17 protein-coding genes and 1 pseudogene (1 of these 18 only partly in view) are annotated in these 15,148 nt (G+C 68.8%); 11 read left to right on the top strand and 7 right to left on the bottom strand.

The window, feature by feature from the left end; translation table 11 throughout:
* The first annotated feature begins 58 nt into the window (after window positions 1–58).
* Window positions 59–673 (top strand): CatB-related O-acetyltransferase, encoded by a 615-nt coding sequence (locus PGN25_10050; protein MEH3117909.1) that lies wholly within the window; start codon window positions 59–61, stop codon window positions 671–673.
* A gap of 26 nt (window positions 674–699) precedes the next feature.
* Here the strand turns inward: PGN25_10050 and PGN25_10045 are convergent.
* Window positions 700–1,127, bottom strand: a pseudogene (locus PGN25_10045) (type II toxin-antitoxin system VapC family toxin).
* Window positions 1,128–1,148: 21 nt separating this feature from the next.
* Window positions 1,149–1,406 (bottom strand): Arc family DNA-binding protein, encoded by a 258-nt coding sequence (locus PGN25_10040; GenBank protein ID MEH3117908.1) that lies wholly within the window; start codon window positions 1,404–1,406, stop codon window positions 1,149–1,151.
* 151 nt (window positions 1,407–1,557) lie between these two features.
* On the opposite strand from PGN25_10040, the gene PGN25_10035 reads away from it, so the two are divergent.
* Both PGN25_10035 and PGN25_10030 read left to right on the top strand, forming a co-directional pair.
* Entirely contained in the window at window positions 1,558–1,803 is a 246-nt protein-coding gene (locus tag PGN25_10035; GenBank protein MEH3117907.1) for a DUF3297 family protein, read from the top strand.
* 85 nt (window positions 1,804–1,888) lie between these two features.
* Entirely contained in the window at window positions 1,889–2,023 is a 135-nt protein-coding gene (locus PGN25_10030) for a hypothetical protein (GenBank protein MEH3117906.1), read from the top strand.
* A 221-nt stretch (window positions 2,024–2,244) separates the two neighbouring features.
* Here PGN25_10030 and PGN25_10025 read toward each other — a convergent pair whose 3' ends face one another.
* Window positions 2,245–2,946, bottom strand: a complete 702-nt coding sequence (locus PGN25_10025; protein MEH3117905.1) for a response regulator transcription factor — start codon at window positions 2,944–2,946, stop codon at window positions 2,245–2,247.
* 455 nt (window positions 2,947–3,401) lie between these two features.
* Between PGN25_10025 and fliI the strand changes: the two genes are divergently transcribed.
* The 6 genes from fliI to PGN25_09995 all read left to right on the top strand — a co-directional run bounded on the left by fliI (window position 3,402) and on the right by PGN25_09995 (window position 7,885).
* Entirely contained in the window at window positions 3,402–4,760 is a 1,359-nt protein-coding gene (gene fliI / locus PGN25_10020) for a flagellar protein export ATPase FliI (GenBank protein MEH3117904.1), read from the top strand.
* Between the two features lie 92 nt (window positions 4,761–4,852).
* The gene (gene fliJ, locus PGN25_10015; protein MEH3117903.1) at window positions 4,853–5,257 is read left to right on the top strand and encodes a flagellar export protein FliJ; all 405 of its coding nucleotides are present in this window, start codon (window positions 4,853–4,855) and stop codon (window positions 5,255–5,257) included.
* A gap of 162 nt (window positions 5,258–5,419) precedes the next feature.
* A complete protein-coding gene (locus PGN25_10010) occupies window positions 5,420–5,746 on the top strand; it encodes a type II toxin-antitoxin system PrlF family antitoxin (GenBank protein MEH3117902.1) in 327 nt (108 codons plus the stop codon).
* A 3-nt stretch (window positions 5,747–5,749) separates the two neighbouring features.
* On the top strand, window positions 5,750–6,166 hold the full coding sequence (locus PGN25_10005) for a type II toxin-antitoxin system YhaV family toxin (GenBank protein ID MEH3117901.1): 417 nt from the start codon (window positions 5,750–5,752) through the stop codon (window positions 6,164–6,166).
* Between the two features lie 293 nt (window positions 6,167–6,459).
* Complete coding sequence (locus PGN25_10000; protein MEH3117900.1) at window positions 6,460–7,515, top strand: lysylphosphatidylglycerol synthase domain-containing protein; 1,056 nt, start codon at window positions 6,460–6,462, stop codon at window positions 7,513–7,515.
* Window positions 7,516–7,744: 229 nt separating this feature from the next.
* Window positions 7,745–7,885, top strand: coding sequence for a hypothetical protein (locus tag PGN25_09995; GenBank protein ID MEH3117899.1), 141 nt, complete (start codon window positions 7,745–7,747; stop codon window positions 7,883–7,885).
* A gap of 42 nt (window positions 7,886–7,927) precedes the next feature.
* Here the strand turns inward: PGN25_09995 and PGN25_09990 are convergent, their stop codons facing one another.
* Together PGN25_09990 and flhA are read right to left on the bottom strand one after the other, a co-directional pair.
* Window positions 7,928–9,604 carry a methyl-accepting chemotaxis protein gene (locus PGN25_09990; GenBank protein ID MEH3117898.1) on the bottom strand — a complete coding sequence of 559 codons (1,677 nt, stop codon included), beginning with the start codon at window positions 9,602–9,604 and terminating at the stop codon, window positions 7,928–7,930.
* A gap of 200 nt (window positions 9,605–9,804) precedes the next feature.
* Window positions 9,805–11,946 carry a flagellar biosynthesis protein FlhA gene (flhA, locus tag PGN25_09985; GenBank protein ID MEH3117897.1) on the bottom strand — a complete coding sequence of 714 codons (2,142 nt, stop codon included), beginning with the start codon at window positions 11,944–11,946 and terminating at the stop codon, window positions 9,805–9,807.
* A gap of 314 nt (window positions 11,947–12,260) precedes the next feature.
* Here flhA and PGN25_09980 point away from each other — a divergent pair, with 314 nt between their 5' ends.
* Entirely contained in the window at window positions 12,261–12,443 is a 183-nt protein-coding gene (locus tag PGN25_09980) for a hypothetical protein (GenBank protein MEH3117896.1), read from the top strand.
* 45 nt (window positions 12,444–12,488) lie between these two features.
* Window positions 12,489–13,193: a hypothetical protein gene (locus PGN25_09975; protein MEH3117895.1), complete on the top strand. Its 705-nt coding sequence runs from the start codon at window positions 12,489–12,491 to the stop codon at window positions 13,191–13,193.
* 81 nt (window positions 13,194–13,274) lie between these two features.
* Here PGN25_09975 and PGN25_09970 read toward each other — a convergent pair whose 3' ends face one another.
* Together PGN25_09970 and PGN25_09965 are read right to left on the bottom strand one after the other, a co-directional pair.
* Window positions 13,275–14,519: a capsule biosynthesis protein gene (locus PGN25_09970; GenBank protein ID MEH3117894.1), complete on the bottom strand. Its 1,245-nt coding sequence runs from the start codon at window positions 14,517–14,519 to the stop codon at window positions 13,275–13,277.
* Window positions 14,520–14,724: 205 nt separating this feature from the next.
* Window positions 14,725–15,148 carry the 3' portion of an ABC transporter ATP-binding protein gene (locus PGN25_09965; protein ID MEH3117893.1) on the bottom strand. Its footprint extends 230 nt past the window's final position, so 424 of the gene's 654 nt are visible here — the last part of the coding sequence; its start codon lies off the right edge, out of view; it ends in the stop codon at window positions 14,725–14,727.

The raw sequence follows: 15,148 nt of genomic DNA, 5'->3' as shown, positions 1-15,148 counted from the left end.
CCGCTCGTTTATGCGCGTCCGCACCCTCTTCTTCCGGGGGGCGCTGTTGAGGCATCTGTTGCAACGGCTGCGGCGGGGGCGCAACCCGCACAACGAGACGCGGCGGCATCTCGAAAAGCTCGTCCGCCGCTGGAAATTCTCAATCGGGGCATACTCTTACGGAAGGCCGAAGGTGCGCTTCCCCGAATCGGGCAGCCGCCTGACGATCGGCCGCTATTGTTCCATCGCCGACAAGGTCGAGATCCTGCTCGGCGGAGATCACCGGCTCGACTGGGTCTCGACCTATCCTTTCGCGGCCATGGCCGGATTGTGGCCGGGGGCGGATGCACCGCAGGATTACCATGCCTCACGCGGCGACGTGAGCATCGGGCACGATGTGTGGCTGGGGTCGGGCTGCATGATCCTGTCGGGCGTCACCGTCGGCCACGGCGCGGTCGTCGCCGCCCGCGCCGTCGTGACCCGGGACGTGCCGCCCTACGCGGTGGTGGCCGGCAATCCGGCCCGGATCGTGCACCGCCGCTTCGACGAGGCGACGACCGCGGCGCTCGTCGAGACGGCATGGTGGGACTTTTCTCACGAGACGGTCACGCGATGGGTGCCGTTGCTCCAGAGCGGGCGGGCGGAGGAGCTGATCGCGGCGGTGCGGGCGGCCAAGGACGTGTCGGACGATTGATCCCGGCCAAGCGCCGATGTCGGCCCTCAGGAAATCTCGATTGTCCAGGGATTGATGACGACCAATCCCGCAGCCTCGAACGGAGCGGTGTCGCGGGTGGCCACGGTGAACCCGCGGAGTATGGTCGCGGCGGCAATGTAGCCGTCCGCATGGCCGATGGCTCGCCCTGCTGCCTTGGCCTGCGCCATGAACGCGGCGTAGCGATCGGTGGCATCAAAGTCGAACGAAGCACACGGCCTGCGAAAGCCGGCAGCACTTCCCGCTCCAGTCGCTCCCGAAAGGTCATCTGCCGTTTGCCGGCGGGCATCATCGCGATGCCGAGCCGAAGTTCGGCGACGGTCACGGCCGAGAGGTAGAGCGTCTCGACGATCTGCGCATCAATCCAGGCCAGCACGTTGGGATGGGGCGCCACCTTCCACAGTTCGGAAATGACGTTGGTGTCCAAGACGATCATTTCAGTCGATCATCGCGACGGTCACTCGAAGCGCATCGGCTCGGGCGGTGTTCGGTCGCGCAGTCGGTCGAACTGATCCGATTCCGCTTCCGTCAATCCTCCGGCTTCGCGGGCAATCGCCGTCAGCAGAGATCCGAGCTTCATGCGGCCCTCGGGCTTGGCCGCCTGCTCGAGGATGGCGCGGATCTCGGCCTCGGTGCTGCGCCCGTGCTGTGCCGCCCGGATGCGTAGGGCGCGATGCACCGCATCGGGAACGTTGCGGATGGTGATGGACGGCATTGGACAGCACGACACGAACCTGACGGCAGAGTCAGCACGATAGGCCGATGCTGTCACGCGCTCAACGCCGCGAAGGCTCCGGGGCCGCGCCATTGCCCGTCCGGCCCGATTGCCGTAACCGGCCGGCACGTTTGCCAGGAACGCCCGACTCATGTCCGATACGCTCCCCGATCGCCTCTCGGTCAACCCGAACAGCCCCTTCTACGACGAGGCCGTCCTCGCCCGCGGCGTCGGCGTGCGCTTCAAGGGCGTCGAGAAGACCAATGTCGAGGAGTACTGCGTCAGCGAGGGCTGGGTGCGTCTCTCCGCCGGCAAGACGCTCGACCGCACCGGCAACCCGATGACGGTCAAGCTGAAGGGGGCCGTCGAGCCGTATTTCCGCGAGGAGACGGCGTAGCCCGCCTCGGCCGGAAGGCTGAGGAACGTTGATTCTGACGGGCACGCAATCCGGAATGCCGCCTGACCGGCCTGTCGGCGGTGAGATGGATCAGCAGGATCGGTTCGACGGCGATCTCCTGACGATCCGCTCGCTCGCCGCTGACGACGCCACGGCCGCCCGCGCCGTCGTCCAGGCGCTCGTCCCCCCCGGATCGTCGGCCGCCGAGCGGAGCCCCTGAACGGAAGAACCCCGCCGGAGCGGGGTTCGTCGGTCGGTGCGGGCGGTGATCGGCGCATCGCGCCAGCCATCGACTCCGGACGATCCGCCTGTTTGTTGGTGTTGGGAGGGCGGGAGAGACCCCTCTGCTCCTCGCGCAGCCCCGGCGATCTCCTCGCCCAGTCTTCCCTCCCGGCCTGGCTGAGAGGACGCCCGGGCCGAACCTTTCTGAATCGCGCGGCGTCAGACCGCCATGCGGTCCTCGCCCTCGACCGGCTCGCGCAGCACGTAGCCGCGGCCCCACACGGTCTCGATGTAGTTCTTGCCCTCGGAAGCGTTCGCCAGCTTCTTGCGCAGCTTGCAGATGAACACGTCGATGATCTTCAATTCCGGCTCGTCCATGCCGCCGTAGAGATGGTTGAGGAACATCTCCTTGGTCAGCGTCGTGCCCTTCCGCAGCGAGAGGAGTTCCAGCATCTGGTACTCCTTGCCGGTGAGGTGGACCCGCGAACCGGCGACCTCGACGGTCTTCTGGTCGAGGTTCACGATCAGGTCGCCGGTGGTGATGACCGACTGGGCGTGGCCCTTCGAGCGGCGCACGATGGCGTGGATGCGCGCCACCAGCTCGTCCTTGTGGAACGGCTTGGTGAGGTAATCGTCGGCGCCGAAGCCGAGACCCTTCACCTTGTCCTCGATGCCGGCCATGCCGGACAGGATCAGGATCGGCGTCTTCACCTTGGCGACGCGCAAGGAGCGCAGCACCTCGTAGCCCGACATGTCGGGCAGGTTCAGGTCGAGAAGGATGATGTCGTAGTCGTAGAGCTTGCCGAGATCGACACCTTCTTCGCCGAGGTCGGTCGTATAGGTGTTGAAGTTCTCGGATTTGAGCATCAACTCGATGCTCTGCGCCGTAGCGCTGTCGTCCTCGATCAGAAGTACGCGCATCGTGATCCCCACCCGGACTGGCCGTTTCGGGGCGCTTGAGACAAGCCGCCGCCGGTCGCCCGCCGATGGGCTCGGCGGACGCTCCCTCATTCCCACTTTCGAAACGCTATTCCTTAACCGTTAACAAAAGCCGAATCCCGCTTGCAAGCGTCGTCCCTTTCGAGTCCGGCCCCGATTCTCGTCCCTGTTGGCGATCTGTTCTCCCTCTGCCGCGGCATTTCCGGGTCTGCGGGACGGCCGTCGGAGCTAACCCCTTCTGTCGCCTGAGGTTGACGAGTCTGTTGCGGAAAGGAGACGGCGGTCATTCGTCGCCGATCTTTTTTTTCCATGCCCCGGTCGGTGACCGCGCCGGAGCGGCAGGGGAGACTTGGCGGGGGGAGACTTGGCGGCGGGCCCCGCGATGTTAAGACATCGGCCGGTTCGGTGGCGGGGCCGCGGTTAACGGAATCGGACGCATGACGCAGGAACCCGGCTCCGGAGGGCTGGCGGCGGCGCTCGCCACGCTCTCGACCGTCGAGACGCTGGAGACCTTCGGCCGGGTGACGGCGATCCGCGGCCTGCTGGTCGAGGTCGCCGGCCCCATCGCCGCCATGCGGCTCGGCGGGCGCATCGACGTGGTGGTCGAGGCGCGCGGCGGGCCGGCCTCCGCGACGGTCCCCTGCGAGGTGATCGGCTTTGCCGGCGACCGCGCGCTCGCCATGCCGTTCGGCTCGCTGGAGGGCGTGCGCCGCGGCTGCCCGGCCCTGGTGCGCGACGAGGCGGCCGGCGCGATCCGCCCCTCCGCCGCTTGGCTCGGGCGGACCGTCGATGCCCTCGGGCGCCCCATCGACGGGCTCGGCCCCCTGGTGCAGGGGCCGGCGATCTATCCCTTGCGGGCCGATCCGCCGCCCGCGCACGGGCGCAAGCGGGTCGGGCCGCCGCTCGATCTCGGGGTGCGCTGCATCAACACCTTTCTCACCATGTGCCGCGGGCAGCGCATGGGCATCTTCGCCGGCTCCGGGGTCGGCAAGTCGGTGCTGCTCTCCATGCTCGCCCGCTACACCGCCGCGGACGTGGCGGTGATCGGCCTCGTGGGCGAGCGCGGCCGCGAGGTGCAGGAATTCCTCCAGGACGATCTCGGCGCAGCGGGGCTCGCCCGCTCGGTCGTGGTCGTGGCGACCTCCGACGAGCCGGTGCTGATGCGCCGCAACGCGGCCTACGTGACGCTGGCGGTCGCCGAGTATTTTCGCGATCAGGGCGCACAGGTGCTGTGCATGATCGACTCGATCACCCGCTTCGCCATGGCCCAGCGCGACATCGGCTTGGCCGGGGGCGAGCCGCCCACCGCCAAGGGCTACACGCCGACCGTCTTCTCCGAGTTGCCGCGCCTTCTGGAGAGGGCGGGGCCCGGCACGGGGAAGGGGGCGATCTCCGGCCTGTTCACGGTGCTGGTGGAGGGCGACGACCACAACGAGCCGGTGGCGGACGCGGTGCGCGGCATCCTCGACGGCCACATCGTCATGGAGCGGCGCATCGCGGAAGCCGGGCGCTATCCGGCGATCAACGTGCTGCGCTCGGTCTCGCGCACCATGCCGCGGGCCTGCGACCCGGGCCACCTTCCCACCGTCCGGCGTGCGCGAAAGGTGCTCGCGACCTATGCCGACATGGAGGAGTTGATCCGGCTCGGCGCCTACCGCGCCGGTTCGTCGCCGGAAGTCGACGAGGCGGTGGCCTTGATGCCCGATCTGACGGCTTTTCTGGGGCAGGGTAAGGAAGAAGCAACCTCCATCGGCGAGGGTTACGCCCGGTTGGCCGCCATCGTCGGCGGCGGGTGAAGCGACTTCGAAACGCGTCGGGGCGACGGTCCGGAAGGACGCCCGCGCAACTCGAGCCGCGTGCCAGCGTAGCGTGGAGTGGATGGCCCGACATGAAATCGCGTGACACGCTGATCCGGCTGCGTCGGTTCCAGGTGGACGAGAAGCGTCGCCGGGTGGCCCAGATCGAGATGATGATGGCCGACTTCAACCGCATGGCGGCCGAGCTCGACCGCGAGGTCGCCCAGGAGGAGGCCCGCGCCGGCATCTCCGATCCCGGCCACTTCGCCTACCCGACCTATGCCCGCGCCGCGACCGGCCGCCGGGACAACATGCGCCAGTCGGCCGCCGCCCTGGAGGGTCAGCTCGCCGAGGCGAAGGCCGAGCTGGGCGAGGCGTTCGAGGAATTGAAGAAGGTCGAGATCCTGGAGGATCGCGAGCGTTCCGCCGAGCGCGCGGCCGAGGCCGCCCGCGAGCAGGCCGAGATGGACGCGATCGGTCTGCGCGCCCGGGCGTGAGGGCGGCGACCCGGCGGACACGGGTCCGAGGCGGATTTCACGGTAGAGGTCTGCATTCGGCGCTGATCAAAGCCGGGCTGTTTCGGCACCCGGCTTTCGCCGTTGTGCCTTGGAGCACGTTTCGGTAAGGAGTATTCCTTACATTCGGCACGGGAGGCTGCGATGACGGCTCGACTCGGCGAGCGCAGCAAGATCACGGCGAAGGGTCAGACCACGATCCCGAAATCCGTCCGCCAAGCGCTCGGCGTGAGCTACGGAGGGGAGATCGCCTATCTCGTGGACGAGCGGGGCGTGAGCCTCGTCCGTGTCGAGGAGGAAGCGGATCCGGTCATCGCGCATTTCCTCGACTTCCTCGCCAGCGACATGCAGCGCAACCCGCGCGAGAGCATCGTCGCCTTTCCCGCAAGCCTCGTCGAACGCATGACGGCGCTCGCCTCGGGGATCGAGGTCGATCCGAACGAGGCGATCGACGGCCCGGTCGCGCTCTGACCGATGCTCGTCGTCGACGGCTGGACGATCTTCGCTCACCCCCTGTTGCTCGATCAGCTCGAAAAGCTCACGGCGGTGGTCGAGAAGGCCAGGGTCAAGGATCCGGTCGGTTACGGCAGCGCAGCCAACGCGAAGCTGCTCGCGGCTTTGCGCAAATTGATCTTCGAGACGGTGCCGGGACATCCCGCCCGACCCGAGTACCGCCAAGGCAGCACCTTGGGGGAAGCGCGGAAGCACTGGTTCCGCGCCAAGTTCGGCAACGGCCGCTTCCGCCTGTTCTTCCGCTACGACGGCAGGGCCAAGGTGCTCGTCTTCGCCTGGGTGAATGACGAGACGACGTTGCGGACCTACGGCTCGAAGACCGACGCCTATCGCGTCTTCAGGGGCATGCTCGACGACGGCAATCCACCCGATGATTGAGCGGAGCTGTTGAAAGCGGCGTCGGCGCGCCTGCAAAATGCGAGGCCGCGATAGTCCCCGAGGATCGATGGGGCAGGGCTTGCGGTCGCGCTCCTATGACGCTCGCCCTGTGCGCAGCCCCGTCATCGGGAGTTTTGTCTCGACGATGAGGAACGCGCTGCCACATCCGGCATGAAACCGTCACGATCGGGCGGCAAGAGCCCGCCGCATCGAGACGGTCACTCCGGTTCCGCTTGCGATGCGCGCGGCCGTGACGCAGGAGAGGCCGGTCCCGACAGAGGCGGCCGGTGCTCATGAAGAAAGTCAGCGAAATCATCTGGGGCCTGATCGGCCTCGCGGCGGTGGCGGTATCCTGCTACCTGCTCTGGGGCGAGCTGAAGACCCTGTCCTGGGCGAGCATCGAGGCGGCCTTCGCCGCCATCCCGCTTCACCACTTCCTGCTCGCCGCCGTCTCGACCCTGATCGCCTACGCCGCGCTCGCCTGGTACGACCGGATCGCGCTGCTGCATCTGGGCGTGCGCCACATCTCGTGGCCGTTCGTGTCGCTGTGCTCGTTCACGACCTACGCGCTGTCGCACAACATCGGCGCCTCGGTCTTCTCCGGCGCCCTGGTGCGCTACCGCGCCTACACCTCGAAGGGGCTGTCGGCGGCGCAGGTCGCGGTGCTGGTGGCCCTGTGCTCCTTCACCTTCGGGCTCGGCACGATCCTGCTCGGCGGCTTCGTGCTGGTCTACGATCCGGGCCTGCTGGCGCGGCTCGACAACCTGCTGCCCGCGGCGCTGACCAACCCCGCCACCTCCCGGCTGGTCGGCTTCGGCCTGCTCGCCTTCGTCGCGCTCTACGTGATCGGCTCGGTGCTGCGCTTCCGTCCGCTGACCATCCGCAACTTCAAGATCGAGTATCCGCGCCCCGGCATCATGGTGCGCCAGCTCATCGCCGCGCCGCTGGAACTGCTCGGCGCGGCCGGCATCATCTACTTCGCCCTGCCCGACGCCCTCAACCCCGGCTTCATCGCGGTGCTCGGCATCTTCCTCGCCTCGTTCTCGGTGGCTCTGGCCTCGCACGCCCCCGGCGGCCTCGGCGTGTTCGAACTCGTGTTCTTCACCGCGATGCAGCTCCAGACCGACGCCGAGAAGGCACCGGTCCTGGCCGCCGTACTGATCTTCCGCCTGTTCTACCTGCTGATTCCGTTTGCGGTGGCGATCGTCGTGGTGCTGCTGTTCGAGCGCTCGCGCCTGTCGAGCGCGCTGACCAAGGGGCCCGGGCCGGTGCCGCCCGAGCCGCCGCTGGTCGCGCCGGGCCTCGACAGCCACGTGATCGAGGAGCGGCTGGAGAAGAAGGCGGTCTGACCGCACCTCTCCGAAGGCGGGCCGGCGGCCGTTCCGAGAGGGGCGGCCGTCGTCCGCGCTTCCGGCGCAAGCGCACGGTTCCCCGTCCATTTTGTCGCAGTGACGGCGCGTCCGCCGATCCCTACGTCACGCCGCTTCCGTGGATGGCGGGACGCGCGGGGTTGCGGGTCCTTCATGAACGGTTAAGCTTCGACGGGATGGGAGCCGCGCCGGCTCCCGGATGGATATCATGGCTTCGATCAAGATACGGGTCGCCGAGGACGGCACCTGCTCGATCTGCCGGAACGGCACGATCATCAGCACCGGGCTGACGCGCCCGCAGGCCGACCAACTGGTCGCCGTCCTGCGCGCCATCGAGGGGCAGGCCTGAGATCGGCGGCGCCCCCGGCGCGAGCCGCCCGCCCGGTGCCGCTCAGGCGGCCTGCACGGTCGTGAGGAAGCGGCCGACCTCGGCCCGCAGGTGCTCCGACTGGCGCGACAGCTCGGAGGCCGCGCCCAGAACCTGACTCGCCGCGGTGCCGGTCTCCTCGGAAGCGCGGGCGACGCCGGTGATGTTGCTGGTCACCTCGCCCGTGCCGGTGGCGGCCTGAGCCACGTTGCGCACGATTTCCTGGGTCGCCGCGCTCTGCTCCTCGACGGCCGCAGCGATCGAGGTCGAGACGCCGCTGATCTCGCGGATGCGTCCGGCGATCCCGCCGATCGCGCCGACCGCCGCCCCGGTCGAGCGCTGGATGCGGGCGATCTGGCCCGAGATCTCGTCGGTTGCCCGCGCGGTCTGGCTCGCCAGTTCCTTCACTTCCGCCGCGACCACCGCGAAGCCGCGTCCCGCCTCACCGGCGCGGGCCGCCTCGATGGTCGCGTTGAGCGCCAGGAGGTTGGTCTGGCCGGCGATCTGCGAGATCAGCGCGACGACGTCGCCGATCCGGGCGGCGGCCTCGCTCAGCTCGTGGACGAGCAGGCCGGTCTGGTCCGCCTCCTCCACGGCGGTCCGGGCCAAGGCGGCCGAGCCGTCGACCTGCCGCCCGATCTCCTGAACGGAGGTGCCCAGTTCCTCGGCCGCAGCCGCCACGGTGTTGACGTTCGCAGTCGCTTCCTCGGCCGCGGTCGCCACGGCGGTCGATTGGCTGGACGTCTGATTGGCGGTGCCGGCGAGGCCTTGTGCGGTCGATTGAAGCTGCGCGGCCGCTCCGCCAATGGTGGTGACGATACCGGTGATCGTGCCCTCGAAGCCCTGGATCAGACTGTTGAGGCGCTCGGCCCGCTGCATCTTCAGCGCCTGATCCGCGTCCTGCGCCCCCTGCAGCCGCTCGCGCTCGATCGCGTTGTCGCGGAAGACCGCCACGGCGCGGGCCATCGCGCCGACCTCGTCGTGCCGCTGCGTCTCGGGCAGGTCGATCTCGGTGCGCCCCTGTGCCAGCCGGCCCATCGTCGCCCGCAGGGCGTTCATCGGACGCACGATCGAGCGGATGATCGCCCAGGAAATCGCGCCGAGGACGAGGAGGATGCCCAGCGCGATCATGCCGAGCCGCCGGATCTGCTCCCAGAGCGTCGCCTTCAAATCGTCGATGTGGACGCCGGTGGCGACGTAGAGGCCCCAGGGCGCATGGAACCGGAAGACGGCGAGCTTGGCCGTCGCCTCGGCGTCCGGCGTGCGCTTCCACGTGTACACCACCGAGGCCACGCCGTCGCGGACGGCGCGCGGCAGCACGTCGGCGATGAAGCCGAAGCCCGTCGTATCCTTGAGAGCGCTGAAGTCGCGCCCGAGCAGCGCCTTGTCGGCATGGGCGACCACGGTGACGGCCCGGTCGTAGACGAAGAAGTAGCCGTCCCTGCCGTGTTGCATCGCCGTGACATCGGCATAGGCCGCCGCACGTGCCGCGGCCTCGGTCATCTCGCCGGCCTGGGCGAGCCGGTGGTAGCGGTCGATCAGGTTGAGCGCGGATTCCGTCATCAGCGAGAGGCGGTTCACGCGCTGCGCGTACATCGCGTCGTACTGATAGTTGAGCGCGACGGTGCAGATCGCCAGCAGACTCAGGGCCGCCAGCGCAACCAGGGCGTAGAGCTTTCGCGGGATATCGAAACGCAGCATCGGCAAACCCTTCTGCGCCCCGGAAATCGGTTCTTGTTGCAGGGCAGCGAGGGCTTTTAGACTCCGGGTTCTTAACGAAGGTGAAAAAATGCTTCCTGAGGTTGAGTTGCTGGGCTTGCCGAGTTGTCCGCCATCGTCTTTCGCAAACCTCCCCGTGCGCCGCCGGCTGCCGCGGCGCAGAGGAAGTTCGAGAGAATGATTCAGACGGAGCCGACCGTCCTCAGCCTTGCCCGCGGATGAATCTCCGCCTGGCTCATCACCGGCGTCTCGCGGCGGAAGCGCTCGATGATCGAGCGCACGAACGGCCGGGCCTGGACCGAGGTGACGAGCACCGGCATCTCGCCCATGCGGGCGGCCTGCTCGAAGCGGTCGCGCACCGTGTTGACGAACTCCGTGAGCCGCGAGGGCTGCATGGCGAGGTAGCGCTCCTCGCGCTCGCCGGCGATCGATTCGAGGAAGGCCTGCTCCCAGGCCGGCGACAGGGTGATGATCGGCAGCGTCCCGTCCGGTCCCTGGTACTGGGCGCAGATCTGGCGGCCGAGCCGGGCGCGGACGTGCTCGACGATGTCGCGCGGGTTCTTCACGTGGCCGGCGACTTCGGCGATGCCCTCGACGATGGAGCCGAGATCGCGCACCGAGACCCGTTCGGCGAGCAGCAATTGCAGCACCCGCTGGATGCCGGTGGTGGCGATCTGCGAGGGCACCACCTCCTTCAGGAGCTCGGTGTGCTCCTTGGGCAGTTCGCGCAGCAGCTTCTGCACCTCGACGTGGTTGAGAAGCTCCGAGACGTGGGCCTTGATGACCTCGGTCAGATGCGTCGAGATCACGGTGGCCGCATCGACCACGGTGTAGCCCTTGAGCTGCGCCTGATCCCGCAGCGAGGCGTCGACCCAGGTCGCGGGCAGGCCGAAGGTCGGCTCCAGCAGGTGCTGGCCGGGGAGCTGCACCTGTCCGCCCATCGGGTCCATCGCCATGAACTGGCCGGGGAAGACCTGACCCGTGCCGGCCTCGATCTCCTTCACCCGCACGACGTAGGTGTTGGCCTCCAGGCCCACATTGTCGAGGATGCGCACCGAGGGCATGACGATGCCGAGTTCGGACGCGAGCTGGCGGCGCAGGGCCTTGATCTGGTCGGTGAGCCGGTCCTGGCCCTCGCCGTTGACGAGGGCGAGCAGGGCGTAGCCCATCTCCAGCTTGAGGTCGTCGAGCTTCAGGAGGTCGGTGACGGTCTCTTCCGCGGGCGCCGCGCCGGGGGCGGCGGCACCGGGCGTGCCCTCCGCCGCGGCGGGGGGCGCCTCGCGTTGGGTCTTGGCGATGCGCCACGCCGCGTAGCCGGAGGCGCCGCCGAGGGCGAGGAAGGGCAGTATCGGCATGCCGGGCAGGAGCGCGATCAGCACCATCACGCCGGCCGACATGCCGAGCGCTTTCGGATAGTTCGCCATCTGCTTGCCGAGCGCCTTGTCGGCGGCGCCCTTCACGCCGGCCTTCGAGACCAGGATGCCGGCCGCGGTCGAGACGATCAGCGCCGGCACCTGGCTCGCCAGCCCGTCGCCGATGGTGAGCAGGGTGTAGGTCTTGGCGGCCTCCGCGAAGCCGAGGCCCTGCTGGGCGACGCCGATGATGATGCCGCCGACCACGTTGATGCCGGTGATGAGGAGCGCGGCCACCGCGTCGCCGCGCACGAATTTCGAGGCGCCGTCCATGGCGCCGAAGAACGAGGATTCCTCTTCGAGCGCCGCGCGCCGGGTCTTGGCCGCCTTCTCGTCGATCAGGCCGGCGGAGAGGTCGGCATCGATCGCCATCTGCTTGCCGGGCATGGCGTCGAGGGTGAAGCGGGCCGCCACCTCGGCGATGCGGCCCGAGCCCTTGGTGATGACGACGAAGTTCACGATGATCAGGATCGCGAAGACGATGATCCCGATCACGAAGTTGCCGCCCATCACGAAGTGCCCGAAGGCCTCGATGACGTGCCCGGCCGCGGCGGTGCCCTCGTGCCCGTGGCCGAGGATCAGCCGGGTCGAGGCGAGGTTGAGCGCCAGCCGCAGCATGGTCGCGATCAGCAGCAGCGTCGGGAAGACGGTGAATTCGAGCGGGTTGTCGATGAACAGCCCCGTCATCATGATCAGCACCGACATGATGATCGAGACGGCCAGCAGCAGGTCGAGCAGGAAGGCCGGCAGCGGGAAGATCAGCACCACGAGGATGCCCATCACCGCCGCGGCGAAGAACAGGTCCGAGCGCTTCGAGAACGCCTGGAGGCTGGCCCGATTCGGCATGCGCAGGGCCGCGAGGCCGCCGAGCCCGCCTGCCCCCGCCGGTACGGCGCCCGCCGTCTCGCTCATCCCGCTCCATCCCCGACGCGAATCGTGCGGACCACGCCCGAGAGGCCCCACCCGGCAGGATTTGCCGGGTGCACGGTTAGCGAGGCGTTAACGCCCGCACCGCCCGCACTCGGGCGGAACCCGGGCGGGCGGCAACGGCTTGGTCAGGCACATCCGTCCGGCGCCTCGCCGGGCTCCAGCGGACGTGACCGAGATGCGCGCCTGTTCCCTCCTCCTCGCCGTGCTGCTATCCGGCATCGGTCCAGGCCGCCCCGGAACCGGAGGCGCCGGCGCCCTCTCCGGCGGAGAAGGCGCACGGCGCGGTCGGCGCGCCGTTGAAGCCCGGTGCCAACAGCTTCACCGCCGCGCAGGTGCGGGCACGGTTTGCCGGGATGGGCTTTTCCCACGTCGCCGACCTGCATCTCGACGGGCAGGGTATCTGGCGCGGACGCGCCGGGCATGCCGGCCGCAGCCTGAACGTCGGCGTGGATGACCGGGGCGAGGTGGCCGCCGAGTGAGGGCGGCGGGAGCAAGGAAGGCCAAGGATCGCGAGAGGGATCATCATGGCAGCACGCGCCGTCACCGCCCTGTTCGACAGCCACGAGGATGCCGCCCGTGTCGTGGACCGCATCGAGGCCGAGGGCGTGCCGCAGGCGGATATCGGCATCGTCGCCCTGAATGCCGCCGAGCGGACCGGGGGGCAGCCTGCGGACGATCCCGGATCGGCGCCTGACCCCGCGGTGCGCGCGCCCGAGAGTCCGGCTGCCGAGGGAGCCGGGGCCGGGGCGACGGTGGGCACCGTGCTCGGCGGCGGGGCGGGCCTGCTCGCGAGCTTCGGCCTCCTCGCGATTCCCGGCGCCGGTCCGGTGATCGCGGCGGGCTGGCTCGTCGCCGCCCTGTCCGGAGCGGGCTTGGGAGCGGCCGCGGGCGGCCTGATCGGCGCCCTGGCCGGGGCCGGCCTGAGCGGGGCCGATGCGGAGACCTATGCCGAGGGCGTGCGGCGCGGCGGCACGCTGGTGACGGTGCAGGCCGAAGGGGACATCGCCGAACGCGTCATCGCGCTGATGCGGCGGGGCGGGGCGATCGATCTCGACGAGCGGGCCCGGGGTTGGCGCGCGCAGGGCTGGACCGGCGGCACCGCGGGGGCGCCGCCCGCCACGGCCACGCCCGCTCCGGACCCGGAGCCCGCCCTTCTGCCGGACCCGGCCACGCCGGCCGACCCGACGGCCTCGTCCCCGACCCGCCGGCCGCCCGGTGCGATCGGCTGAACCTTTCCGGCAAAACCATCGCCTCGCCGTCGTCGCGGGTACGACCGGCTTTCGTAGGGCGAGGCCGTTCGGCCCGGTCCGTCAGCCATACAGATACTTGCGGATCACGACGCCGAGGCCGAACACGGCCATCGCCACCAGCGCGACGATGCTCGTGAACAGGTGGCGACGCGGCTCGATCGCCGAGACGGGGACGACCGGCTCGACCACGGGCGTGAAGAACTCGATCTGGCGGTTGGCGACGATGCGCGCCTGTTCGTTGGCCGCCAGCACCTTGTTGTAATACAGCAGCGCGTTCTTGCGCTGGTTCTCCAGCCCCTCGAACTCCGTCATCGCCTCCGAAAGCAGGCGGCGCTGCTCCGGATCGGTGCTGGTCATCTGCCGCTCGATCTTCTCGATGTTCTCGTCGAGCTCCTGGATCTGCGCCTTCAGATCCTGGATCTGGCGCCGCTCGGGTGCGAGGTCGCGCAGGCTCAGCGTGAGCTGGACCGAGAGTTCGATGCGCTTCTTGCGCAACTCGGCGATGACCATGAGGTTGTTCTTGTTGGCCGACTGCGCGTCCAGCACGCCGGCCCGGTTGCGCAGGTCGCGCATCGCGCGCTGCGCCTCCAGCATCCGCTCCTTCGCCACTTCGAGTTCGTGGCCGCTCTCGGCGAGCGCGGCGTTGCGCGCCTTCAGGCTGAGCTGGTTCACCATGCGCTCGCTCTCCTGCAGGATCGCCCGAGCGAGGTTGTAGGATTCCTGCGGATCGAAGGCCTGCACCTTGAGCAGGATGATGCCGCCGTTGGCATCGACCGAGGTCGTAACGCGCTTGTGCCAGTAGCGCATGAAGCGCTCGATCGGCTCCTCCGCATCCGACCGCGAGAGGAAGTCGATGCCTTCGCGCGAGAACATCTCCCGCAGCGGCATCTGCCGCTCCATGGTCTCGATCATCTGCCGGCTGGCGATGTAGCTCGTCGTGATCAGCGTGTCCTGCGCGATCATCTGCTTGGACAGGGAGCTGTTGCTGCCCGTCTCGTCGTTCTGGACCTTGTCGACGCTGCCGAGCGCCGGCCGCAGGGCGAAGCGGGCTTCGGTGACGTATCGGTCCGAGGCGATGAGATAGAAGTACCCGGCGGTGACGAGGGTCGGCAGCGCGAAGACGAGCAGGAAGAGGGCGGGGATCCACGGATCGCGCCGGATATGCGTCTGGTAGGCACGGATGCCCTTCTTGTGGTCGGACTGGCGCGCGATGCGGGCGAACCGCTTGAGCGACTCCGCGACCGCGGTGGAGCGGTCGGCGGTCGTCAGCGGCGCACCGCTCGGGCTGCTGATCTCGGTGCTCATGTCCTCAATGCTCGCCCGCGCCGCACGGTCGGCTGCGCCCGCTCGCTTGTCGGCGGCGGATCGCACCGCCTTCGTCTCTCGCCCGGTCTCACGGCAAAACCGTGTCCGCCGCGTGACGCTCGTTCCCGCGCCGTCCGGAAGAGCCGGCATCGCTCCTGCCGAAGGATGCTCCCGGGGCGTCTCTGAAGATCGCCCGCGGCAGCCTTCAGCTATTCAGGCGACGGTAGGCTTCGACGGCGTCGTTGACGTCGCCGTAGACCACGGCCTGCCCGTTGATGAGGATGATCGCCTGACTGCAATACTCGCGGATCTGCTCCATGCTGTGGGAGATCAGGATCACGTCCGCAGTCTCGCGCCGCTTGTTGAAGATGTCGGCGCAGCGCTTCTGGAAGCGCGCATCACCCACGGACAGCGTCTCGTCGATGAGGTAGCAGTCGAAGGGGATCGCCATGCTCATGCCGAAGGCGAGTCGCGACCCCATGCCGGAAGAATAGGTGCTCACCGGCATGTTCAGGTAGCTGCCGAGTTCGGAGAAATCCTCGACGAATTCGAGCACCCGCCGCGGGTCCTCCCCGTAGATCCGGGAGACGAAGATGACGTTGTCGCGGCCGGTCATCTTGGCGTTGAAC

The sequence above is a fragment of the Methylorubrum populi genome, assembly GCA_036946625.1.
Lineage (GTDB): Bacteria > Pseudomonadota > Alphaproteobacteria > Rhizobiales > Beijerinckiaceae > Methylobacterium > Methylobacterium populi_C.
Note: the sequence above shows the minus strand (reverse complement) of the source record. Positions and strands in the feature narration are given on the sequence as shown.